At 47.2% G+C, this 23201-nt stretch carries 20 protein-coding genes; 5 read left to right on the plus strand and 15 right to left on the minus strand.

The features are described from left to right. A partial coding sequence (locus V6C93_RS38240) for a DUF3155 domain-containing protein (RefSeq protein WP_349262712.1) occupies positions 1-254 on the minus strand: 254 nt, incomplete at its 3' end. A gap of 255 nt (positions 255-509) precedes the next feature. On the opposite strand from V6C93_RS38240, the gene V6C93_RS13790 reads away from it, so the two are divergent. Beyond that, positions 510-2105 carry an ATP-binding protein gene (locus tag V6C93_RS13790; protein ID WP_333477230.1) on the plus strand — a complete coding sequence of 532 codons (1596 nt, stop codon included), beginning with the start codon at positions 510-512 and terminating at the stop codon, positions 2103-2105. Between the two features lie 92 nt (positions 2106-2197). Here the strand turns inward: V6C93_RS13790 and V6C93_RS13795 are convergent, their stop codons facing one another. The 8 genes from V6C93_RS13795 to plsX all read right to left on the minus strand — a co-directional run bounded on the left by V6C93_RS13795 (position 2198) and on the right by plsX (position 13095). Continuing rightward, positions 2198-3451, minus strand: a complete 1254-nt coding sequence (locus tag V6C93_RS13795) for an S-layer homology domain-containing protein (protein ID WP_333477231.1) — start codon at positions 3449-3451, stop codon at positions 2198-2200. A gap of 354 nt (positions 3452-3805) precedes the next feature. Continuing rightward, positions 3806-4231 carry a TerB family tellurite resistance protein gene (locus V6C93_RS13800; RefSeq protein WP_333477232.1) on the minus strand — a complete coding sequence of 142 codons (426 nt, stop codon included), beginning with the start codon at positions 4229-4231 and terminating at the stop codon, positions 3806-3808. 89 nt (positions 4232-4320) lie between these two features. Further along, positions 4321-5739 (minus strand): 16S rRNA (cytosine(967)-C(5))-methyltransferase, encoded by a 1419-nt coding sequence (locus tag V6C93_RS13805; protein ID WP_333477233.1) that lies wholly within the window; start codon positions 5737-5739, stop codon positions 4321-4323. 133 nt (positions 5740-5872) lie between these two features. Continuing rightward, positions 5873-6484, minus strand: coding sequence for a hypothetical protein (locus tag V6C93_RS13810; RefSeq protein ID WP_333477234.1), 612 nt, complete (start codon positions 6482-6484; stop codon positions 5873-5875). Positions 6485-7099: 615 nt separating this feature from the next. Further along, positions 7100-9004, minus strand: a complete 1905-nt coding sequence (locus tag V6C93_RS13815) for a tetratricopeptide repeat protein (RefSeq protein ID WP_333477235.1) — start codon at positions 9002-9004, stop codon at positions 7100-7102. Between the two features lie 96 nt (positions 9005-9100). Next, positions 9101-10225: a hybrid sensor histidine kinase/response regulator gene (locus V6C93_RS13820; RefSeq protein WP_333477236.1), complete on the minus strand. Its 1125-nt coding sequence runs from the start codon at positions 10223-10225 to the stop codon at positions 9101-9103. A gap of 678 nt (positions 10226-10903) precedes the next feature. After that, complete coding sequence (locus V6C93_RS13825; protein ID WP_333477237.1) at positions 10904-11905, minus strand: beta-ketoacyl-ACP synthase III; 1002 nt, start codon at positions 11903-11905, stop codon at positions 10904-10906. A 140-nt stretch (positions 11906-12045) separates the two neighbouring features. Next, positions 12046-13095, minus strand: coding sequence for a phosphate acyltransferase PlsX (plsX, locus tag V6C93_RS13830; protein WP_333477238.1), 1050 nt, complete (start codon positions 13093-13095; stop codon positions 12046-12048). Positions 13096-13227: 132 nt separating this feature from the next. Between plsX and V6C93_RS13835 the strand changes: the two genes are divergently transcribed. Then, on the plus strand, positions 13228-14586 hold the full coding sequence (locus V6C93_RS13835) for a D-alanyl-D-alanine carboxypeptidase (RefSeq protein WP_333477239.1): 1359 nt from the start codon (positions 13228-13230) through the stop codon (positions 14584-14586). 28 nt (positions 14587-14614) lie between these two features. Here V6C93_RS13835 and V6C93_RS13840 read toward each other — a convergent pair whose 3' ends face one another. The 5 genes from V6C93_RS13840 to metG all read right to left on the minus strand — a co-directional run bounded on the left by V6C93_RS13840 (position 14615) and on the right by metG (position 18930). Further along, complete coding sequence (locus V6C93_RS13840) at positions 14615-14953, minus strand: serpin family protein (RefSeq protein WP_333477240.1); 339 nt, start codon at positions 14951-14953, stop codon at positions 14615-14617. Further along, complete coding sequence (locus V6C93_RS13845) at positions 14946-15308, minus strand: serpin family protein (protein WP_333477241.1); 363 nt, start codon at positions 15306-15308, stop codon at positions 14946-14948. The genes V6C93_RS13840 and V6C93_RS13845 overlap by 8 nt, the downstream gene beginning before the upstream one ends. Positions 15309-15323: 15 nt before the next feature. Further along, a complete protein-coding gene (gene lptC / locus V6C93_RS13850) occupies positions 15324-16463 on the minus strand; it encodes an LPS export ABC transporter periplasmic protein LptC (RefSeq protein WP_333477242.1) in 1140 nt (379 codons plus the stop codon). A gap of 154 nt (positions 16464-16617) precedes the next feature. Then, positions 16618-17223 carry an NYN domain-containing protein gene (locus tag V6C93_RS13855; RefSeq protein WP_333477243.1) on the minus strand — a complete coding sequence of 202 codons (606 nt, stop codon included), beginning with the start codon at positions 17221-17223 and terminating at the stop codon, positions 16618-16620. Between the two features lie 111 nt (positions 17224-17334). Then, a complete protein-coding gene (gene metG, locus V6C93_RS13860; protein WP_333477244.1) occupies positions 17335-18930 on the minus strand; it encodes a methionine--tRNA ligase in 1596 nt (531 codons plus the stop codon). A 386-nt stretch (positions 18931-19316) separates the two neighbouring features. Here metG and V6C93_RS13865 point away from each other — a divergent pair, with 386 nt between their 5' ends. Next, positions 19317-20057 carry a lysophospholipid acyltransferase family protein gene (locus V6C93_RS13865; protein WP_333477245.1) on the plus strand — a complete coding sequence of 247 codons (741 nt, stop codon included), beginning with the start codon at positions 19317-19319 and terminating at the stop codon, positions 20055-20057. 65 nt (positions 20058-20122) lie between these two features. Continuing rightward, positions 20123-20962: an alpha/beta fold hydrolase gene (locus V6C93_RS13870; RefSeq protein ID WP_333477246.1), complete on the plus strand. Its 840-nt coding sequence runs from the start codon at positions 20123-20125 to the stop codon at positions 20960-20962. A gap of 60 nt (positions 20963-21022) precedes the next feature. Here the strand turns inward: V6C93_RS13870 and V6C93_RS13875 are convergent, their stop codons facing one another. Continuing rightward, positions 21023-21838, minus strand: coding sequence for a COP23 domain-containing protein (locus V6C93_RS13875; protein WP_333477247.1), 816 nt, complete (start codon positions 21836-21838; stop codon positions 21023-21025). 368 nt (positions 21839-22206) lie between these two features. Between V6C93_RS13875 and crtR the strand changes: the two genes are divergently transcribed. Next, positions 22207-23118 carry a beta-carotene hydroxylase gene (gene crtR / locus V6C93_RS13880; protein ID WP_333477248.1) on the plus strand — a complete coding sequence of 304 codons (912 nt, stop codon included), beginning with the start codon at positions 22207-22209 and terminating at the stop codon, positions 23116-23118. Positions 23119-23201 lie beyond the last annotated feature (83 nt).

Raw genomic sequence — 23201 nt, forward strand, 5'->3', positions numbered from 1 at the left:
AGTAGCAAAGCGGGTGGAACTATCCCTTTAACTTGAATAAACTTTCGTGCTGCTGTGACCGGTTTATCTTCGCCGCTTTCGAGATTATACTGAGGCACATGCTCCAGAATCTTACGCCCTTCCTGGCGACGGCGACTTTTGCGCTTGCGTCTTCTTGCCAACCTCTTTACCTCCTCTTTATGCTGACAGTTGTAATGATAGTTACAAAAGCCGTCGAAAGTATATCGGCTTGAGTTCCAAATATCAAGTTTTATTTACAGATTGATACAGAATGTGCAAATTGCTTCGATGGGAATGCTCAAAATGAAGAAAAACGGGAAATTTATTAGAAAAAACCATACAATTATTAACACATATTAATAATGGTGTCTAGCCGAACTTTCTTCATCCTTGGTTAGTCGAACGCAGAGATCATAGTCAGTTTTATGGCAGGTTCGACATTATAGAGAAAGATTCAGTCGCGGTTTCCAGGGAAGCTCGCTGTCACAGATTTAGTCATCCTACACCTCATGTTCATTCCTGCCAGTTCAGAATTTGTCGCGTTATGTAAATCACAAGTGGCAGTGTTAACTCAAGGGCTGGGTGCCGCTTTGAGTGCCGTGTATTTAACAGAAGAACTAATTGAGGGAAGCCAAGCCAAGCTCATTCCTGTAGTGATTTATCCTGAGGCAACTGGGGTTTGGGAAGAGGATGATCCAGATCTAGTTCTGCCTGAGCTTCGGGGTAAGATTAAAGCGATTCCCCAATTATCGAGAGCGGTACCACGCCTGCTCCCCCATGTCTCCAACAATGACCAGACGGTAGATTCAACCTCACCAGACTGGACAGACAATTCCTTGCAGCGGCATCGTCAGGTTGTTTTGCCCCTGAGGCATGAAGGGGTAATGATGGGGTTGTTGGTGACAAGCCGTGAAGACCGACCGTGGAATGAGAAAGAATTGGCAACGATTGAACGAATTGCTCGAACTTTGGCGATCGCATACATCATGGATCAGCGTCGAGCTTGGTTCGAGCAGCAAATGGCTCAATCGAGTCGTTTACAAGCTCAACAACGCGATCGCCTTGATGACCTACTGCATCAACTGCGCAATCCTTTAACAGCTTTACGGACGTTTGGCAAGCTGCTATTTAAGCGACTGCTTCCTGGGGATAAAAATCGGGATTTGGCATCCAGTATTTTGCGCGAGAGCGATCGCTTACAAGACTTACTTAAAGAGTTTGATACCTATCTGGAGACTCGTGAAACCGAGCCAGCGCCCCTCTTGCTTCCAGCCGCAACTTCGCCTGAGGCTTCTGCACGATTAAGAACTGGCAACTGGCAGCTGACAACTGGACAAGACTCTTCCCAATCCCTAATTCCCATTGCCCCTAATCCTGATTGGAATTTGAGCGATAACCTGAATGCAGCGGAGGATGATAGCGCTCAAGCAGCTGCGCAGAAGCTAGCGAGATTTAGTCCGGGAAAACCCCAACTTAACCAATCTTTAGGCCCCATTTCAATAGCAGCGGTGTTAGAACCCCTAATTGATACCGCCAAAGCGATCGCTCAAGACCGCAATCTGGAATTTTTTGCCCAAATTCCACACAACTTACCGCTGGTACGAGGTAATCCTAAGGGTTTACGTGAGGTGTTGAGCAATCTCATCGACAATGCATTGAAATACACGCCATCAGGGGGAGAAATTCAGATCCGAGTCGGTATTTTTTCACAAACAGCTAAAGGCAACTGTTTAGCGGTGGGTGGAACCCAAAATTTGCCCCTTCAGGTGGAGAACGTTACCCAGCCGACAGAAACAGACACAGCGCAACAACAACAGCGCTTGGCAATTCTCATTAGTGATACCGGCCCTGGAATTCCGCCTCAAGACTTAAAACATTTATTTGAGCGACATTATCGGGGCGTTCAGGCATTAACAGCCATTCCTGGCAGTGGTTTAGGCTTAGCGATCGCTAAAGAACTCATCGAGCAAATGCAGGGTGAAATAGAAGTATTTAGCCCAGCGCAACCAGTCTGGGCTAAACAAAGCTCGGAATCTCAGATGGGTCAGGCTCAAAACAATTCAGCGCAGGGAACAACCTTTGTTGTCTGGTTGTCTATCGCATAAATAGAACAAGCTTTACTTAGGGGTTGGGGATTAAGAATTGGGAAGATTGTTCAGCCGAAGTGCTGCGATCTTCCCTTTCAATCACCAATCCCTTATTTAGCGGTGACCGTCAAGGGAGAGAGTAATTTCAGATTCAAGTCAGTATTGGGTTGAATTGCAATCAAATCGATGCTATTACGACCCAAGAAGGTTTGGATCAGGTTTAAGACGACACCAGCGCCACCGCCGATCAAGAGTTCTTCCGTTGCGATCGCGCGATCGCCCGTGACTGCTGCAACCGCAGCGGCAGCTGCCGTACCCAAGACAGCATTTTTCACAAGATTGCCCACATTAATACCCTTACGCACGGTTTCGGTAGTGGTAATTACGTCAGAAGAGGCGTTAATGGTTTTCTCTTGACCATCGATTACGATCTTCTGAGCCACAAACTGGCTACCACCTTGGTCTTTGACAGGACGCAACTCACCAGTAACCGTACTGCCAGCAGGAATAAGTACTCTACCGTCAGAGGTGGTGATGTTGGCAGCTACTTTCACAGTCAAGGGCACGGTTTCGTCTTTGGTGACCAGAATTTTGTCTTTGTCGTATGTTACAGGGATAGAGGTTCCCGCAGGAATCGTGACATCGGTCGCGACTTGCGGTGCATTAACGATGTAGGGGGAATTGATAGCTTGCGCGTTTCCTGAGCTGACGAGTGCTTGGTAGATGAAAGCAGCGACCTCGGCTCGCGTTGCATTTCGTAAAGGATTCAGGGTCTTGAGGTTAGCATAGTTCACCACGATCCCCTTTTCCGTTGCTGCGGCGATCGGCGATCGAGCGAAGTTAGAAATGCTTGAGGCGTCGTTGTAGTAACTCAGATCCGTGGATACTGATTGAGTTGGACTGTAATTCAATCCATTTGCCAGCGACGTTAAGACTTGTTCGCGAGGAATATTCTGTTCAGGTCTAAAGACGTTACCCGGATAACCGGCTAAAAATCCGGTGGTGTACGCGTCCTGAATGGCGGTGTATGCCCAGTAGGTAGAGGGAACGTCAGAGAACTGAATGGCATCGCGAACTGTACCCTTATTAAACTCCTTATTCGCTTTGCGCATCATTGCAGCGAATTGCGCTCTAGTGACTGGGGTATCCGGTCGGAACGTGCCATCGGGAAATCCAGCAATGATATCCCGACTAGCTAGTTCAGAAATAAAATTCCGTGCCCAATAGTTGGATGAAACATCTGAAAAAGTGGTGCTTTGGGCAAAAGAAGGAGCCGCTGAAAAGATCGGTGCTATAGCTCCAGCAGCTATTCCCAGAGCTAAAAAGGCGGCTGTTCCTGATTGCCAGCGAGGTAAGTTAGACATGTAAGGCGTTCTCCAAATTCGTCTGTCCTGTTGAGAAAATAGACCTGAGAGGTCATGAAATGTTCCTAGAACTTCCCAAGTGTAAAGTTTTGATGAATCATACAGCAAAATCCTCAATTATGCTGTTTTTTAGCTTGGTAGTTGATGAAGAGCTTAATGATCAAAGACGCCAGAGCAGTCAATTAGTTGCCTTCTAAGGAAAATAGATTCCTGGGTCAAGGCATCCAATTAGAGCATCACAAGTTGAGATTAGGGCCCGCGAATGGTTACCCTAATCCAATCCCGAAATCTCCAGCTTTCTCCTTGCTTAGCTAGGAGAACATACTGAGGTTAGTGTACAGCTGGTCTCAAACTCTAGGTTTGTTGGTCAATCCACCGACGGTAAAGTTTTTGAATGGCTTTGAGGACATTGTTTTGTCTTGACTTCGGTGTTGTTCCACTGTCTGGATCGAGAAGCTGTAAGCGAGTCAAAAGTTTCGCTTCCTCTGTAGCAACCTCGCCATCGCTATAAATCAAAGCGCTGAGGGCTTCCATCAGACGCTGATAATCTTCTGAGCTGGGTTGATCGCCTAAATATTCTTTCACCCAGGTATAACACTCATCCGGTAAAACAGCTCTGAGTTCATACAATAGTGGCTGAATCTCTGGGTCATCAGCAATCCCGGCTTCCTTGGCGACTCGCTGAAGATACTCCCGCTCCTCCTGCTGAATTTTGCCGTCTATCCAAGCTGTACCGATCAGAATTTTGACCAGTTGTTTAACCGTCGAGTTGGCAACCATGACATTTTCCTCTGACTATATGCCCCTCTATCTTAGGTAGGGGTTTGGAGGAGCAATAGTCCCTACCCTATACATTTTTGTTATCTTGCTCACGGACGATGCACAAGACGCACCATAAAGAAACCATCCATCTGATATCGGTGAGGCCAAACTTTAATCCAGCCTTGAGGGGTAGAGAAGGCACTGAACGGTGAGTCGGACGAGGGTGGCTCAATTTGCCATTGGCAATGGCGCTCAAGAAAGGGTTGAATGACACCTTCGTTTTCCTGGGGATGCAATGTACAGGTGGCATAAACCAAAACGCCTTCAGGCTTCACCCAACTAGCAGCCTGTTCTAAGAGTTCTCCTTGTAGAACCGAAAGCTCTTGTACTGTCGTAGGTGTAATGCGCCAACGGATGTCAGGGCGTCGATGCAGGGTGCCTAAACCCGAACAGGGGGCATCGAGTAAGACCCGATCTGCTACTGGCAGCCGTTCTTGGCTATCTGCTGAATTGATAAATTGGGAGAAATGGCGGCTGTCGCCAGTACGGATTTGAATCGATTGTAATTGCAGGCGCTCAGCGTTTTCTTCCAGTCTTCTGAGGCGAGAGGCTCTCACGTCGCACGCCCAAATCGTACCCATATCGCCCATCAGTTCGGCAATATGGGTTGTCTTTCCCCCTGGTGCGGCACAGGCATCAATTACAACCTCGCCCGCTTGGGGGTTAAGCAGATGACTCACTAACTGAGCGCTACTATCTTGAACAGTCCACCATCCCTCACTAAATCCGGGTAACTGTTGAATGTTACCGGCACCCCCAATCACTCGTAACGCTTGGGGAAGTTGGGGAACCCGCCGGACATCAACACCAGCAGCTTGCATCGCTGCCTCAACCTCGTCAATCGCTACCCGCAGGGGATTCACCCGAAGGTCAATCGTTGGAGTTTGGTTCAACCATTCACACAGTTGTTCGGTTTCGTCTAAACCCAACTGTTCCAACCACATCTGGATCATCCAGTCAGGAAAGCTGTGCCAGACACCCAATCGTTCTACTGGTTCTGTCGGCAACTGTAAGGGGTCATGGGATTTGGGATTTTGTTGCTCTGGAGCGATCGCATGTTTTGAGAGAGTGGAAGCTGTGGCTAAGCGCTCATACTGCCGCAGCAAACCATTGACGACGCCAGCAAGTCCTTTAAATCCATTTTCTTTAGCTAGCTCAACGGTTGTATTGACCGCTGCGCTTGCGGGGATACGTTCTTGATAGCGTAGCTGGTATAAGCCGATATGGAGGATTGTGCGGAGTTCTGGAGGCTGCTGGTGGGCTTTTTTCTTACCTAGTTGATCGATTAAGGCATCGAGTGTGCGCTGCCGTCTTACAGTCCCATAAACTAACTCTGTCACTAAACCCCGGTCAGCACTAGTTAATTGAGTATTTCGTAGCACCCGGTCAAGGGCAATATCAGCAAAAGCACCTCGTCTGTAAACGTCCCGGAGTGCTAGAAATGCCAATTGGCGAGGATTTTGCATGGAAATTCTTTAAGATGAAACCCCTAAAACACCCTTCCGCAGAATTTAGCTGGAGCTGGTATTGCACGTCAATTGTAAGCATAAGTCTTGGGCAAAACTTCAACAAAATCGCGGCATTCCCCCTCAATTACCGTCAGTTTTGAGGCTTGCTAGCTTCTAGAGTTGGCTCTAGGTTGAGTCTTTGAAGGAGTGTATCCGTGTCTTTGGCGATTTCTTGCCAAATGGCTTGCAACACGGCATCTTTATCCAGCCCAGCACTGAGGTAAGGCAGCTTTTCACCTTCAACCGCTTCTTGCACAGCGGCGGCGAGATCGGGGTATTTAACGAAGAGCTTTTTCAGCACCTGATCTCGGCATTGGTGCATTTCGTCGTAACCTTCAACGCGATCGCACTTCAAGAACTTTAGAGCTAATTTATGCCCTTCAACCACGGATTTTACCGCCGTTACGGTTTTCGGGTCACCATACACTTTATCAATGATATTCTCTAAATCGCTTAGGTCTTCCCCATATTCTTTGAGATTGATGCCATTATCCCTCTCAATCTTAATTTTCATCACTCTCACCTCCTCAATTGCCGCTTTTAGAGGAGCAGTTAAGATTGGCTGGGAAACGGGAACTGCCAGTTCTTTCGATTGTGCCAAGGAGGCGGTGCCGTAATACAATCGCGCTCCTGAACAACGAAAATAATAGCCAATGCAGAGGACAGATACGGTTAAAGGAAGTGCTAGCTTTTGTAATGACATCTGACAACCTTTAAGTCAAAAATGGTTGGGAGGAACTTTTACATTGCTGCACCCCTCTCTAACTTTGTCCATTTCTAAAAGCTGGACGTTTTTCTCTACTGAGAGTGGTGGTTGAACTTGATGTAACCCTTAACCACACTCATGCTTTACCAATCTAATTTGACTAGGTGAAGAATTTGTGAATTGTTTTTGTATACACCGTTACAGCTAGTAATTCCAGATTTAAATCAATGTGTGAATGGCTCTAGTAATCCACTGTATGTAGAATTTCCAGTTCAGTCTCAAACAGTAGCATCAACCCTTTTTAACTAAACTTTGTTGACAGAAAAATTTGTCTGATAAAAGCCCTAGAGTTCTATGTCATCATTAGGAATTAACTACCTTCTTAACAGATCGGCACGTCAAAGTGTTTGAGCCCTCAGGCAGACAGTATAAAGCCCCAGTTTTAATTGAGCTGGGGCACGCAGGAGTCTCTTTGTTTCGCTTACTAAGCAGTATTCTGAAATTAGCATTAGCACCAGTTCATTCCTCTCTACTTACAGATGGGGATTTGTGTTAAGGCCAGCGGTGTAGAAGAATACCCTCTGCCTCCTGCCGTCTGCCTTCTTGCACTAGCTACATTGAATCCCGATATTTTTGTAGCAGTTGTGGGATATAGTCATAGCCATCAACACCAATGAAGGCGATAATTTTTGAGCGCTGTTGCTCCAATAAGGCTTGGAACGCTTCCGCCCCAATTTGACCCTGCAAAATAGTTAGTAAGCCTGTCGGTTGACGCCAATCATTAGAACCAATTTGTTCCAAGAGATATGCACCTAAACTGCCGGTGTAGAGCGCTTGCTCGCGGTTTTGTAGACTGTAGCAAGCTTGGGCTAGATAGGCTAGGTTGACCCCTTGCAGGTACAAATCTCCAGAAAATTGGGCCGCTTGCCAACCTTGTTCTAGGTAGGTAATCGCCTTTTGAGGCTGTTCAATCACAACGTAGGCAATTCCCAGACTGCTGAAACCTAGCGCCTTGCTTTGATGGGAAGCATAGCCGCCGCCTACAGAATCACCCAATCGTTCTAACAACTGCAAACCCTGTTCTAGATAGTGAATCGCCCTCTCATACACTTCCGGTTCTAGCTGTGCTTGCTCTTTAGCTTGAAACACCTCACTATAGCCTAAATTGGTCAGGGCGTTGGCTTCTCCTAACCGATCGCCTGTTTGACGAGAGAGAATCAATGCTCGTTGGCTATAGTTAATGGCTTCTGAATAATTATTTTGGGCTACACAAATTCGGCTCAAGTGATTGAAATTGGCAATCTCACAAATGCGATCGCTTGCTGCACGGGCAATCTCTAGCGCTTGCTGATGGAAAGAAATTGCCCGGTCATATTGACCTTGTGCCCTCAGCGAATAACCCAACAAGGTTAGAATTCGTGCTTTCTCCTGAGTTCCTTCAACTCGCCGCAAGGGTTCATCCAGATAATTCAGTGCATCCCGCAGAGAGTTCCCATTCAAAGAGGCAAAAACGCCGCCGTAAAGGGGAAAGTAGTCTCGTTGGGCAAAGGCGCGGAGGATTTGTAGGCAAACCTGAAAACAGCTATTGACCAGCATACTCCCCTGGTCAGTAGTCATGAGCTGGTTCAAGGCATTAGCGATTTGTGACCAAATGACAGCAAATACAATAAAGGTAGAAATCGACAGCTTTGCTCCCACCCTAGCGTCATAGACCATTTTGTCGAACCAAGCTACCAGTCCTCGCTGCAAGCACTGGAGAATCACTGCCAACTCTACCCAGGCAGCCAGTTCTAAACTCGGCTGTTTGTTTGCCCATTCAAAGAGGGGTTGATTTTGGGCGATCGCCCCAAAGAGTGACTTGGGTAGAGGGCTATTCACCTGTTTGGCCCATACCGCCCAGGGGCCGCGCTGTTCGGGCAGTCCTTCAAATCCCAAAGAACCTCGGTTTTGGTCGTAAATCCAACTCACGACATAGTCTTCCAATCGCTGCCAAGATGTCAAACCGGCGCTAATACCTTGGGAGAGTTGTTGAATTTCTTGAGCACTGTCAGGGTCAGAGCTTTGTTGGGCTTGCTGCTGTAGGTCTTTGCCGAGCTGAGCAAGCTGCTGTAAGTTTAGTACCTGCTGTCGATTGGGGTCAGTCACCCGCAATAAGGCGGTGAGGCGTTCGGTCGGTTGAGCTGTAATAATCGATTGAACAGCGCCTGAAATGGCTTGTGAAGTGTGCTTTTGCTCCTGTACCCGTTCCCATTCTCCACTCAGGGTTTTCAGCGCCCTGAGGCTGCGGATGGCTTTGGCTTGCTTGATTTCGCTGACGGGGTTGTCTACCTGATGCTGGGTTGTATTGATCTGCTCTTCTAGACAGCGATCGAAGATTTCCCCTGTGCCAGTGCTGACTCCTTGCAACAACATTTGATAAACCTGCTCTTTAGAGCGGATGTTCCCTTTGAGAGTCGCTTGCACAATTTCGTCGATTAAATCGATGTAGCGATCGCGCAATGGCCTGGAGTCCGGCATCAGGTCTTACCTCACAAACAGCTGCTTTTCTTAACCTTAACAGCACCTCGCTAGTCCTACTTTTGACAAAAGAAGTCTCTGATGACTTTCTTGGGTTCAAGGCTTCTGTATAGGTAGGCAAACCCTGAACAAGCTGCCTTTACCCAACTCAGACTTGACATCCAGCGTCCCTTGGTGAGTTTCTACAATTCTTTTAGATAGATGCAATCCTAAACCACTGCCTGATCGCCTGTGGCCTCCCTGGCGAAACCGCTCGAAAATCATCTTTTGGTCTTCTGGGGATATCCCAGAGCCTGTGTCTTCCACTTCTATGAGCAGCCAAGACATCTGAGCGTCCTTCGCGTTACAGATATTACTCAGCCGCACCTCGATGGAGCCACTATCTGTGAACTTGATAGCATTTCCGATCAGGTTAGTTAACACTCGATGGAGTTCTAGGCGATCGCCGACTACTTTACTATCGATTTTTTCCGCAAAATTAGGCTTGAGAGAGAGCTTTTTCTCATCAGCTAGAGGAGACAGTTCTTGGATGACTTCCTCAACCACCCTTTGCATATCAATTGGTGAGAAGATCAAATTCTTGCGACCCGCTTCATAACGATAGACTTCTAGCAACGTATTAACCATTGCCAACAAGTTACGGTTACTGCGAGCCATTGTGATGATCGCTTCCTCCATTCCTGGGGACAGGTCTCCCAGTGCTCCCTGCTGAAATAGCATCAGCATTCGCTCTGCGGCGACGATCGGTGTCCGTAAGTCATGAGCCATCCAGGAGACAAATTCTTCCCGTTGGCGGGCAATTTGTTCGCGTTCATCGATCGCACGCTTCAATCGCAGCAGCGATCGCACCCGCGCTAACAATTCATCGACTTCCACCGGCTTGCGAATAAAATCATCCGCTCCCGTGTCTAGCCCCTTTACCACACTTGGCTGATCGAACGCCGTAATCAGCAAAATCGGCATAAACGGCAATTTTTGATTTTCACGGATGCGCTTAGTGACCTCAAAGCCATCCATCTCCGGCATCATTACATCTAGTAGTATCAAGTCGGGTGGGGATAAGTCTATCTGCTCTAAAGCGGAGCGACCATCTTCTGCCAGCGTTATTACATACCCCTCTTCTTCTAAAATTGTTTGAACAAGGAATAAGTTATCCGGAGAATCATCTACCACCAGGATGCGGGAAGGTTTGGAGGAGTGAGTCAGAACCGAAAGATTCATGAGTTAGCGGGTAATTAATAAAATTTAACTAAACTAGTTTTTCTGTCTTTGGTATCTTTTAAGATTTTTCCTTGTTGTGACTTAATCTGCCTCATCCTCCCGAAGGATCTTCTCTTAGGATTAGTCCTATGAGTAGTTGATCAATTTCTCTTCTTAGCCCTATCTTCTGCTGTCTTTCTCCAGGTCGTCATCTCCCAGGAACTAAAAGTTCATGCTTGTGAGAGTTTGTTTGGCGCTGGGAGGGTGTTGCAAGATGCCAGGGGAAGGAAAGAAATAAAAATCTCTGTCAGTTTTGTAACTGTACAGAGTTAAAACCTGAGGATGCTGGGCGGTCACTTCACTTAAAAATAAGTATATCTACTGAAAGACATTTTTTTTCAGCATCAACCACCTTACAACTCGATCTTGTCTACTCAATCTCTGCCCCTCTTCTATGCAGTCATACTCGTTCCAGAAGTTTCTGCTTTAATCTTGCTACAAATGACCCAGTCCAACGATGGATATAAGCGTCCGACTTGAGTCGTAAAGAGAAAGAAAAATTTTCCTTGCTTCAAGCTCCCGGATTTATGCACCCAAATGAGATCGAGGGGGATCAATCCTCGCATCCAAAATCTAAAATCTAAAATCCAATGGCTCTTTCTACCCTCCATCTGTAGCCAACGTGAAAGGGAGAGAATATTACCTCCCCCAGCGAAAAATAGCAGCCCCCCAAGTTAGACCCGCACCAAAGCCAGCAGCGGCAATAATATCACCCGGATGAATTTTTTTCTGGCGAACCGCTTCATCCAGGGCAAGGGGAATCGAAGCTGCCGAAGTGTTCCCATAGCGAGCAAGATTACTCAAAACTTTCTCGGTCGGAATATTGAGGCGTTGGGCAACGGCGTCGAGGATGCGTTGATTGGCTTGGTGCAACAGCAGCCAGTCTATTTGCTCAGCACTCAAGTTGGCTCGGAATAGGGCTTTTTCAACAACTTCCGGCACCTTTTGCACGGCAAATCGATAAACTTCCTTGCCGTTCATCGCAATGGGCTGAAAATTGCCTTGAGCGACATTAACCCCATTAACAATTTCCTTCGCTTGTGCCCTGTAGGCGAGTTGGAGGGCACTATTTTGAGTGCCATCACTGCGGAGTTCAAACCCCAAAAAGCGATCGCTCTCCCCAGCCTGCATGACAACCGCCCCAGCCCCATCGCCAAACAAAATACAGGTGCCTCGATCTGACCAATCCACCCAGCGTGAGAGAATATCCGCACCAATGAGCAAGACATTCTTGTAAGCGCCTGTGCGGATAAACTGAGCCGCCGTCACCATGCCAAAGACGAATCCAGAGCAAGCGGCTGTCATATCAAAAGCAACGGCTTGTGAGGCTCCCAGATGGTGCTGAATTTGGCCGGCTGTGCCAAATAGGTCATCGGGCGTCGAAGTAGCCAGAATAATCAAATCCAGGTCGGTTGCGGCAATTCCTGCCATTGCGATCGCACCTTGAGCTGCAAGAGTTGCGATCGAACTCAGACTGCCTTGGGCATCCGCCAGACGCCGTTCCTGAATTCCCGTCCGAGCTGTAATCCACTCATCCGATGTTTCAACCATTCGCTCGAGGTGATGGTTATTGAGAGTCATTTCGGGCGTTGCGGAACCCGTTCCGGTAATGACAACGCCTGCCCCTACTTGATTCAACACGCTTCTCCCTCAATAGCTGAGATAGTTAGAAAATCAGGGCTGAGCCGGACGGAGGTCAGGATTAACCCACCCCCATCAAGCCATCCTGAAACAGGAGCGTGCGCTAGAATGCTCTCTTTCAACCGTTGACTGCTCACGCCTCACTCCTCACTCGTCTGAGTACTCGCTGCTGATTGCTGCTCACCTTTAAAATCCTTGGACTGAATTCGGTCAAGTACTTGATTATCGATCGCTTCTTTGGCCAAGCGAATCGCGTTAAAAATGGACGGAGCTTGAGAGCTACCGTGACTAATAATACAAACGCCCGCGACCCCCAAGAGTAGCCCCCCACCATGTTCAGCGTGGTCGATGCGCTGCTTAATCCGCTTCAGGTTGGGTTTCAGGAGTGCTGTACCCAGTTGGCCCTGTAATCCTTGAGGCAGTTCCTCACGGAGGATTTGCAGCACGATCTCACCTACCGCTTCGGCAAATTTGAGTAGCACATTACCTACAAAGCCATCGCAGACAATTACATCAAAACGACCCGAAAGAACATCTCTCCCTTCGGCATTACCAATGAAGGAAATTCTAGGATTGTCTTGTAACAACTGATGGGTGCGGATGGCTAAATCATTTCCCTTGCTCGATTCTTCCCCAATGTTCAGCAGCCCGACTTTGGGTTCATCCATTCCCAGTACATACTGGCTGTATACCGAGCCCATTACGGCGAACTGCTCTAGATACTTGGGGCGGCTATCAACATTCGCCCCTACATCTAGTACAATTACGGGCTTTCCCGCCACCAGGGTCGGAAATACCGCGCCAATAGCAGGACGGTCAATGCCTCGCAGACGCCCCAAGCGAAGCAAGCCTGCTGCCATCGCTGCACCAGAGTGACCAGCGGAAACAACTGCATCGGCACGCTTTTGCTTCACCAAGTCCATTGCCACGTTAATCGATGCCTTCGGCTTCCGCTTCAGGCTTACCAACGGTTCCTCATGCATAGCAACGACATCCTCTGCCGCCACAATTTCCATCTGAGAGGAACTAGTGTGCTTTTTCAGTGAGGATTCAATCGCTTGAGGGTCACCCACTAGCAAAACGTCTACGCCTAACTCTGCTTGCGCCCTAATAGCGCCAGCAACGATTTCGTCAGGGGCATGATCCCCTCCCATAGCGTCAATTGCGATCCGTGCGCGAGTCGATGCCATTACTCAAACTGATAGAAACCTTAAAAATTTTACCAGAAGCCCCCCACCCAACATTCAACCTGATGTAATCTGCCTGACACTCTATAAAACAGAGTGAAGAAGACTTTTCAGGAGCGTCATCGACTCATTACAATGAAGCACCATGTGAGAGGGATAGGAATGGTACAACGATTGGGTGCTGGCGTATTAGCCTCTGGACTAGCGGCTCTAATCTTGAAGATGGTGGGTTGGCAACCTGCAACAGTGCCAATTGCCCAAGCGATGCAATGGCAGAATATGCCTTTATTTAGCCAGATGTCTTTCCCTGATCCAGTCGTTGAGACGATAATGCGCCAATACTTACAAGGTTTGGAGGCTCAAGGAGCCGTGGAACGTCATCAAGGGATATGGATTCAAACAGGCATGACCGTACTGGCTAAGCATAAAGACAGAGTGCCTCTTCCGGCGGCTTCGTTGACGAAAATTGCCACGACGCTAGCGGCGTTAAATAAGTGGGGGCCTAATCATCAGTTTGAAACGCTGGTGAGCGCCACAGGCCCCATCAAGAATGGAGTATTACAGGGGGATTTAGTGATTACAGGCGGTGGTGACCCCTTTTTTGTTTGGGAGGAAGCGATCGCCTTGGGCAATAGCCTCAATCAGATGGGAATTCGTCAGGTCGCGGGAAACTTAGTGATCGAGGGCGATTTCTACATGAACTACCAACAAAACCCAGCACTGGCGGGTCAGGAACTGCGGCAAGGAATAAACTCAAAATTTTGGACTCCGCGAGGGTTTGTCTACCGATATAGCATCATGCCCAAAGGCACAGCCAAACCTCAAGTTGCGATCGCTGGTGGTGTGAAAGTGGCGACCATGCCCTCTGTGAAAAAAATCTTATTAATTCGTCACCGTTCATTGGCGCTGTCTCACATCCTGCGGGAGATGAACATTCATAGCAACAACGAAATGGCAGAAATGTTGACAAAAGCCCTTGGGGGTGCGATGGAAAGAAACCAACTGGCGGCAAAGTCGGCTGATCTCTCTCCAGACGAACTGCAACTGGTTAATGGTTCTGGATTGGGTGTGGAAAATATGATTTCGCCCCATGCTGTCTGTGCCATGATGATGGGCGTTGATCGCGTTTTGCAACCCTACAAACTGAGTGTTACAGATGTATTTCCAGTTTCTGGGCGCGACAAGAACGGAACGATGTATGGGCGGCACCTCCCGATTGGGACGGCGATTAAAACAGGAACGCTGAATAACGTGAGTGCCTTAGCCGGTGTGATGCCAACACGCGATCGCGGTCTGGTTTGGTTTACCATCATTAACCGGGGTGGTGATGTGAATGGCTTTCGTAAGCAGCAAGACGAGTTCATACAACGCCTGTCACAACATTGGGGCACTCCACCCATCAACGCTAGTACTCCTCCCATCCCAACCCTTCTGGGTGAGTCTAGGCGCAATGAAAAGCTTGCAGGTATTCAGGTTCCCACCAAAAAAAGCTAATGTCTGAAGTCCCCAATTTTAGGAATATTCATGGTTTGGTGGATGCCACTGGATTCACCAGGCGACCTAGGAATAGAATGCTACCAGACTGTTTATCCCGAATTAGGAAGATAAACGGGCGATTGGCACGAAACTCTCCGTAGCCGCCCCGCAGTTCCCCAATAACAGCTGTAGCTCCAGCCGCCTCGGTGCCCAACTCATCCACATTGACAAATGTCTGATGAATGGCTTCTTTGAGGAACAAATCCTTCCTCCCGTTCATGCCAGAGAAGTCGGCAGCACCATTATCATCAAATGCACTCACCATCCCCATCTTTGAGAGTACTGGCTTGAGTTCAAATTTTGCATCCACCTTGAACTTAGGCAACTCGATAGACGTAGAAAGCTGGCTGTAGTTGATAGATGATAGCCACTTCTGGATGTTCTCCGGCGTAAGTCATAGCTAGTGCTGTTGAGATGCTGTAGGGGGAGACGAAGAGGTTTCCTGGTTGGTTACGCAGCTGGCGATAGAGGTCGAGAGCGAAAACGTTGTTGCTCTTTACCACAGCCTCTACCTCTGCTGTTTGTTTTGAGGTTGGTTGAGCTGTAATTACAGGGAATTCGCTTGCTAGCGAGGTCTCTAGTTTAAGATGGATACTTGATTCGCGAGCCAAGGTAGAACCGCTCACTGTGATTATCAAACCCATCAGTGTGGCGCATAACCTCGCAACCCATCGTTTCATGAGACTTTCTACTCACTAAGGAATAATTTCTGTCACCACCCTATTACCAGCGCCACCAGTAACAACAATGCTTTGGTCTTGAAGCCTCCCCACGGCCGTCGGCCCTGTGGTATTAAAGGGTGGGTTAATTTGTTGATAAATTACATTGCCTGACGCCTGAACATTCTGAGTCGGAATATCCCACCTCAGCTGATTGGCGTAAACTTTAGCTTGATTTTTGCTGCCAAGGGCTTGAACACCACCTGTCAAATTCGCAACTTTTTGTTTTAGATCAATCTGACCCTGGTTACCTGTGAGAACAATATTTTCTTTCTGTTGAACAATCCTGACTGGCTGATCGGAAACGACTGTTTCAGCCTTCATATTCCAGATTGCTGAATTACTAGACATCAACAGGGGCGGATCAAGTGAAGTTAGCTGAATATTTTGCTGTAGTGTTGCGATTTTGGTTTTCAGTTCCAGCTGAGATTTATCGCTCTCTACGCGATCAGTCACGATCTTATTTTTATACCGTTCAATCCAGATGCGTTTGTCTGCATTCACTCTCTGCTCTTTGATTTGCCAAATTAAATGTTCTGTTTTCATCTGCAAATCTGGATCTTTGGAGATTGCTGCAACTTGACCTAGCAGTTCAAACTGCTGCTTTCGAGTAAAGTACCGCCCTTCTTTTCCCGTTGCTTGGAGTTGAGGGTGGGTGCCCTTCAAGTTATTGCGAACAATTAGTAAGTCTTCCTTCGGATACCATTCCAAATCATCCCCTTTGAACAGAGCACCATTACGGGTGTCGGTCGCCGTAATCTGTCCTTTAAGCAAGACAATTTTGCCATCTTGACGGATTTCACCACTAGCCGCCGACACCTGCAAGACAACTTTGCCATCCTGGTATAAGTCGCCAGATGGCTGATCAATCCGAGCAATTTTTTTGTCTTTACTGTAAGTGGCTTGCTTCGCTTTTACTTTCCAGAGGGGACGTCCGCGTTCATCTGCCTGATCCAAAGTGATATTTTTGAATACCAGACTCCCTTCAATATCCGTTGCGGCGGTATCTTGCTTGATTTTTTTCTCTGTACGGGTTTGGCTCTTACAGCCCGATAATAAAGCGATCGCAAAAAAGCAAAGGGCAAAAGCTATAGGACGTTTGAAGCTAACAAACATTGGGTTTGGTTGCTTTTAATCTCAGCATTTAGTCATTAGTTATTTGTTTTGTGTTACTGGTTAGTTGTCAGTTAACCTAGGAGTAATCATCAATAACCCTGAGCAATAACCAATAGCCAATAACTAATGACTAAATAATTAGTCTTCCTACTTATCAATCATGTTCCTGCTCATCCATCGTGCCGATACCTGTCAGCGGACGGTAAGCGTAGTTTCTCGTAGGCGTCTTTTGGATACTTTCTTTGATATTGTCTAGATCAATGTAGCGATCGGCGACGTTAATCAGACTATCACTAGTCATGGAGCGTAGGCTGACTACCTCCACACGAACTCCCCGATAGCTAACAGCATCTACTGCATAGGCTAAGTCCCCATCACCACTGACGAGAACAGCTGTATCGTAAGACCCTACCAGCGCCATCATGTCTACGGCAATTTCCACGTCTAGATTGGCTTTTTTTGAGCCATCTGGCAGCTGTACTAGGTCTTTGGCAATCACCCGATAGCCGTTACGCCGCATCCACAGCAAAAAGCCCTGCTGCTTCTCATTCGTGCGATCAACACCGGTATAAAAGAACGATCGCAGCAAGCGGGAGCCTGCTGTTAACCGAACGAGCAGCTTGGTGTAATCGATTTCAATCCCTAATTGTAAAGCGGCATAAAACAAATTTGATCCATCAATAAAAATCGCCACACGACCACGATTTTCTAAGACTTGTTCCGGCGTAAAAACTGGATCATTACTAAAATTATTCAACATAATTGTTATACCTCGATTTGTTATGTAAAAAAAAGATTGGTGCCTCCTTTCCTCACTATCAGAATGTTGCTCAGTCGCCATTGACCTTCTGGTCAGGACGACGGAACAAAATCACGCTGGTTCCAGTCTTGCAAAAACTGGCCTCGGATTTCCTAAGCTCTGATGAGCTGGTAAGATTCCCCAAGCGGCGTGAGTAGCATAGGTTGCATAATCTTTAATGACAGTTTTTTCGTTAAAGTCGATTGAAAAGCCAAGCTGCCGATAAATTTCGGTACTTATGCTAGGAATAATCGGTGATAAGAGGTAAGCTGCCAGTCTAACTGATTCCAACACGGTATACAACACTTTCTCCACCTCTGGCAAGTTCCCCTGCTTATATAAGCTCCAAGGCGCTTGATCATCAATGAATTTGTTACCGGCTCGAATCAAAGTAAAGATCTCCCGACAGGCTTCCCCAAAGGCTAAGGCTTCATAAGAACGAGCAACGCGATCACTCAATTTCAAACCAATGGCCTTAAGGGGATTATCAACTAGAGTTTCTTCTTCTTCTTTAACTTCTGGTACACGAGCATGGCAATACTTCTGTACCATTTTTAACGTTCGGTTGAGTAAGTTACCCAAATCATTCGCTAGGTCAGCATTGACGATATCGATAAAACGGCTTTCATTAAAGTCCCCATCCTTCCCAAATTCAATTTCTTTGAGAAAGTAGTAGCGAATCGCATCTGCGCCGTACCGATTGACCAACTCCACCGGGTCTAGGGTATTGCCAAGGCTTTTCCCCATCTTTTGACCATCCTTTGTCAGGAAGCCATGTCCAAACACATGCTCCGTAACAGGTATATCTGCTGACATTAACATTGCTGGCCAGTAAACAGCGTGAAACCGCAGAATGTCTTTACCAATGAGATGTAAATTGATTGGCCACCACTTTCTTAAAGCATTCTCCAGCGTAGGCTCGCTATCCGGATCAAGCAAGGCCGTGACGTAACCGAGTAGAGCGTCAAACCATACATAAATGGTGTGCTTGGGGTCAACCGGTACCGGGAATCCCCAATCTACGTTGACTCGCGAAATTGAGAAATCTTGAAGTCCCTGACTGACAAAGCTTAAAACTTCATTACGGCGGCTTTCGGGTTGAATAAAACCGGGTCGCTCTTGGTAAAGGGCTTCTAGTCGGTTTTGATATTTCGACAAGGCAAAAAAGTAGTTTTGCTCATCCCGCCACTCCGCCTCTTTATTAGGGTGGAGAGGGCATCGGTGTTCCGAAAGGAGGTCGCGTTCTTCTTTGAATTCTTCACAGGAGACGCAGTACCATCCTTTTTGTTGACCCAAGTAAATGTCACCTTTGTCCCAAACGCGCAGAAAAAATTCTTTGACTATTGCTGCATGGCGAGGGGATGTTGTCCGGCTAAAGCGATCATAATGGATATTCAGTTTTTGCCAAAGCGTGTTGAAGCCTGCCGCTATTTTGTCACAGTGGGCTTGAGGCTCGACTCCATTACTTTCCGCTGTGCGCTGAATTTTTTGTCCGTGCTCATCCGTGCCGGTAATCAATAACACGGATTTGCCTCGCAGCCTTTCAAATCGAGCTACCGCATCCGCCGCCATCGTTGTATAGGCGCTGCCGATATGGGGTAAGTCGTTTACGTAGTAGAGAGGCGTTGTAATGATAAATGTGTTTCTATTGGTATCGATATGACTCATCTGAAGTGTTATAAACGCCCTCACTTAAAATTAACGGCTAGATTGTAGTGTATTGCTGATGGATCTATATTCTAGTTGCTATTCGAGATCGTGAGCTTGACGTACTACTTATCGAACAAAAGTATTAGCTTATACATATAATCCACTAACTTTATACAAACATTTACGTTTTTTTAAGAAAACTGTCAAACCTAAAAAAATCATTAATTATTCGTATCATTTTTTCGTCTTCGAGATGTCGTTAGCCACTTGCATTCTTCCCTGAGTAACTGCCAGGAACGACGAAAAATAGGCTAGGTTCTACCTTAAGACATTGGTCAAAACTTTACATTGCTTTGTACCGTAAATAAATATTAAGGAATGGTTACGAGTGATGATTTTAACGCATGTCTTCCGATAGTCCTCTACAAATTTCGCGATCGCTGCTAGCCGCAATGGGAACTCGGATGTTCGTTTACCACGAGGATCGCATCCCTAAACATTCTGCTGTTGTGGTGGTGAGCAACCATCGCGGCTTCATGGATGCTCCGTTGTTGATGGCAGCTTTAGGGCATCCCATCCGGATTGCTTGCCATCATTACATGGGAAATGTGCCAATGTTACGAGAAATTGTGACGCAACTGGGCTGCTTCCCTCTACAAGAGCCAGAATCCAGACAGCAGGCTTTTTTTGAACAGGCAACTAGGCTGCTCCAAGAACACCAGTGGGTAGGAGTCTTTCCAGAGGGGGCTCAACCTATGGTGCGTTATACGAAGCCTGATGCCTTAGCCAAGTTTCACAGAGGCTTCGCCCACTTGGCTTTGCGTACAGAGGTTAGGGATTTGGCCGTCTTACCCGTGGCGATCGCATCCCTTGAAGAAACCACAACTTCTGCGGTACCCCTGAGTTTGCTGCGTCTGTTTGACCCCTCAGAACCGCTATTTGCTCAGCCGGGTTGGCACCCGATGGTCATTCATCGCCGGGTTGCGGTGTTAGTTGGGCATCCTTATTGGATTACGCCCAAGCAGAGGGATCAATATCAGGGAAAGCAGGCCAAACTGGCTGTTTCCCAACTTGTTACCACCTGTCAGGATGAAATCTCGAAATTACTTTATCAAATTTTTCAACGAGAGCAAATGCTTTTCTGAGTTAAGAAAAGCTAAGTCGTAATTTTTTTTGGTTCAATAGTCGGGATGTGAATAGGAATTTAGCAATGCCACAAGTGAAGAGCCGTGCTTGTTTTCTGACGCCGGGACGCATCAATCCCAACTACCCACTGTTTGTGTTTTTACCGGGTATGGATGGGACAGGTCAACTGCTGCGATCGCAGACTAAAGGGTTAGAAACCGCGTTTGATGTGAGAGCGCTGGCTATTCCTCCGGATGACTTGAACAACTGGGATGACCTTGCCGCTCTAGTGGTAAACCTGATTGAAGAGGAACTTAAACGGGGAGCATTCCGCTCAATTTATCTATGTGGTGAGTCCTTCGGAGGCTGCTTAGCCATCAAAGTTGCCCTAAAAGCGCCCCATTTGTTTAAGCGAATTATCTTAATCAACCCAGCCACCTCTTTCAATCAACGTCCTTGGCTAGCCTGGGGAGCGCAATTAAATCGCTTGGTGCCAGAATTTTTACACGGAATCTCGGCATTAGTACTTTTTCCCTTCTTATCCAATTTGGCGAGAACAACCCCTCGGGATCGCCGCGCTCTTCTAGATGCCATGCAATCTGTACCTGCCAAGATCGCCAATTGGCGCATCTCGCTGGTGACCGAGTTTGATGTCGATGAGACGCAACTCAGACGCCTAACCCAACCCATTCTGGTGATTGCAGGTGCCGCTGACCAACTGTTACCCTCCGTACAGGAAGCTGAACGATTGGTTAACTGCCTGCCCGATGCTAAGACGGTCATCTTGCCCAATTCGGGTCACGCTTGTCTGCTGGAGACAGACGTTTGCCTGTTTGAAATCATGAAAAAGCAAGACTTCTTAGAAGACTCTGTTCCTAATCAAGATGCTCAATCCGTTTTAATTCCAATTCCTGTGGCTGATTAGGTGAGGAGGTGGGTTAATCTGATCCTTCATACTTTGTTTGAGTTTTGCACTCAAAAACTATTATCTAAATCGGTCTGGATTTAAGCGAGGATTGGGTCGCGACGGGTTGCTTCTTCTCAGCATAGAGCCAGTACCGCCATCAGTCCGGTCTAAAAACGGTCGCAGATTAATGTTATGAGACTGTCTATTTGGATTTTTGCCAATGCCTAGAGCAGACAGACCCTGGTTTAACGCCTGATTGAGCAGTTGTGAACCCCTGTCTCCCTCCACAAACGTGTTAACCGCGTCAGTTCGCTCACCCGTATCGGCAATGGTTAAGTTTTGGAAGACGCGATCGCGTGTTCCTGCTGGGTCTTGTCCCGGAGGTACAGTCAGGACAATTCGACAGGATGCGTTCTTCTGGGTGGTCACACACACGGTGTTGTAATTATTTTCTACAGCGTTGCGCATTTCCACTAAGCCATCGGGTCGGTAAAGTTCCAAGCGCCGACTAATCTCGTTACAACGTAGCTCTGGCGTCCATCCACCCCCTAAAGCACTGGGAGTCGCCCAGGGATAAGCTTGACCCTGTTGACTCTCTGGGTGATACATTACGGTGTACTGACCATTCACCCGCTCACAGGTAAACCGGGGTTCCTTAGATGATTTAATGTCTGAATCAGGTTGAGACTCTTGGGGTTGTGTTTCTTCCTCAACATCCTGAGCCAAAATGGTATGCTGGGACAGCTGAGGTTGAGAGGTTGCGGCTGCTCGGTTCTTAGCCAATGCCAATGCACTACCACTCGCCAGTAAAATAGCGACACCCGCAGACAACCCCACACTCTTAAATACCAAAGACATCCAACTTGGATTTCGAGCAAACTTTTGTGACGTCATTGATTCCAGCCTCCAAATTTTTGTCAAAGTTACGGCTGCCCCTGATTCCCTCAACAAAACTCTTGTGAAGTGCGATTATCTCTAGAAGTTCCCCTAACTCGAAGTCACATCCAAGAGCCAAGAGCGCAAACGCGCTCCGCTATCAATACCCGCATCATAGCCTGTGTAACTTACGAAAGCCTACTGGAGTGGCAAAGACCAAGGCTCAAGAACTGACTCTTGGATGAGCCCCTAGCTTTTGAGTAACAGGCTTTGTCAGCTTATCAGCCAAAAGATTTCTGATTAGATGAGTTAATTTCACAAATCTTTACCATTGGGCGCTGGTATTTTATACTACCAAAAGACAGTAGAAAGGAGAAAAAATAACGATGTCGGAGGCCCAGAAGCCGCTGACAGTTCCAAAAGAATTCCTGAGTCCTCCCGGTGGCTTTAATCCAACGTTATTCATGTTCTTAGCCGCGATCGCGTTGGTTGCATTGTCCACCTGCGGTTACTGGCTCTGGAATTGGCCTGACCCATGCTGCTTCGGTCTCAACGTTCTCGCGTTGCACATGGTAGGAACAGTCATTCATGATGCCTCTCATAATGCAGCTCATCGCAACCGAGTGATGAATGCTGTTATGGGACATGGCAGTGCCTTGATGTTAGGCTTCGCTTTTCCCGTATTCACGCGGGTTCACATGCAGCATCATGCTAACGTCAATGACCCCGAAAATGACCCCGATCATTTTGTCTCAACGGGAGGCCCCCTTTGGTTAATTGCAGCTCGTTTTTTCTATCACGAAATCTATTTTTTTAAACGGCGGTTATGGCGTAAATACGAACTTTTAGAATGGTTCTTGAGCCGCTTGTTTGTCGCCACAATTGTCTACTTAGCTTGTCAGCATGGTTTTTTAGGCTACATTCTGAATTTTTGGTTTTCTCCAGCTTTAGTGGTTGGTCTGGCCTTGGGATTATTTTTTGATTATTTGCCCCATCGCCCCTTTCAAGAGCGCAATCGCTGGAAAAATGCCAGAGTTTACCCCAGCCCAATCTTGAATATACTCATCGGTGGGCAAAATTATCACTTAATTCATCATCTGTGGCCTTCTATTCCCTGGTATAAATATCAGCCTGCTTACTATGCGGTCAAGCCTCTTTTAGATGAAAAAGGTTGCTATCAATCTTTGGGAATATTAGAAGGCAAGAAAAGTTTTTGGAACTTTGTATACGACATCTTTTTAGGGATTCGTTTTCACAGAAAAACTCAGGATAAAAAAATGGAAGAGGTTAAATTGTAGTAGTTGTCAAACAATCCTTTGTGGTTGCTCTGACAGTTGGTCACATGGTCTTAAATTAGAGCAGGTAGAAGACCGAAGGTATT

The organism is Allocoleopsis sp. (assembly GCF_036703385.1).
Classification (GTDB): Bacteria; Cyanobacteriota; Cyanobacteriia; order Cyanobacteriales; family Coleofasciculaceae; genus Allocoleopsis.